This window comes from Novosphingobium sp. UBA6272 (assembly GCF_002440635.1).
In the GTDB taxonomy this organism is placed as follows: Bacteria; Pseudomonadota; Alphaproteobacteria; order Sphingomonadales; family Sphingomonadaceae; genus Novosphingobium.
Genome location: NZ_DJUW01000005.1, coordinates 1 through 1,307, shown reverse-complemented (window position 1 = coordinate 1,307; position 1,307 = coordinate 1). Strand labels below are relative to the sequence as shown.

At 64.7% G+C, this 1,307-nt stretch carries 1 pseudogene; it reads right to left on the bottom strand.

The features are described 5' to 3' along the window. Positions 1-1,080 (bottom strand): annotated as a pseudogene (locus tag B2V17_RS04175) (hypothetical protein); the annotation flags it as partial. Positions 1,081-1,307 lie beyond the last annotated feature (227 nt).

Sequence of the window (1,307 nt, the reverse complement as noted above, 5' to 3'; positions counted from 1 at the left end):
GTCGCGCATCGCCACCAGGTCCTTGGCCGCCAGCAGCATGGCTCCTTCCACCCCTGCAGCTTCGGCATCGGGGTTGAACAACAGCTTGGTATCGATCTCCTCGACCAATTCCGCCGAAGCCTCTTCGTTTGCGGAGGCCCGGTCGAGCATCCGGGCATAGGCGCTGCCGAGCAGGCCGTAGTTGCGCGATAGCCACAGGCCGCGCCTCACCAATCCCTGAGCCGAAGCCGCATAGCGCCCACTTGGCCAGGCTTTGAGGTAGGCTGACAGTGCCTGCAGCCCGCGCTTTACCGCGGCCTGATCGACCTTGGCATTGCCGTCATAAAACCCGTACTCGTCGTAGGCTGCGGTTTGCGCTGCCCCGAACTCTACCCGCACCAGCATGTAGGACGCCGTTTCGCGGACGAAGGGGTCGCCCGAGGCAGACAGTGCCGAAAATCCCTGCCGCGCCTCGTCCCAGCGCTCACCATAAAACGCGTCTGCGGCCTGGATATAGCCGAGGAATTCTTTGCCGGCCGCGCTTGATACCACAGGCCAGCTGGCGAAAACCGGCAGCGCTGTGCCCTTCTCATTGCCATAGCGGCGCGAATAGGCGGTGGCCTGCTTGCACACCTCTTCCGCCGCGCCGCGCGCCGCAATCAGCGCGCTTCGCTCACCCGCCGGCAGCGACCGGTTCGCAGTCATCGCCGCGAGCAGCGCCTCCCCGCCCTGCTGATAGGATTGGCAGCGCGTTCCCGAATAGGCCGGAGCGGCATCGCCTGCTGCCGACGCTGCCTCAGGGAAATAGGCTCCGCGCAGCGTAGCCCAATCGACAAACACGGTGGGCTGGTTGACATAGCTGTAATTGGCCTCGCTCTGCTTGAGCGAGGACATCGGGCGATTACCCTTGTCGGCCAGCAGCAACATCAGATTGATCCGGCTGTCATTGCCGGGGGCCAGCATCGCCATGCCCTGGCAGCTCTGCGACGATCCGATCAGGCTGAACCCACCTTCGCAGCCTGCATCGGCGCAGGCCCAGGCTGTCCCGGCAGACATGGCCAGCGTCAAGGCTGCACCACCCAGCCACCATTTCCGCCGCATAACCACCCTCCAGCAATGGACATTCAGAGGCGGATACAATCCCCCATCATGGGCGGCATGGCAAGACATAGGCATGGCGATTTGCGGGGCGAAAGAAAAAGGGGCCGCGCTTTCGCGCAGCCCCTGCTTCTTGTCCGCAAGTGCGGAAGGGCTTAGTCGTCGCCCTTGAGGAAGGCCGGGACGTGATCCGGAGCCGGACCGTCGTCGCGGTCGCGGCGCGGGCCGCG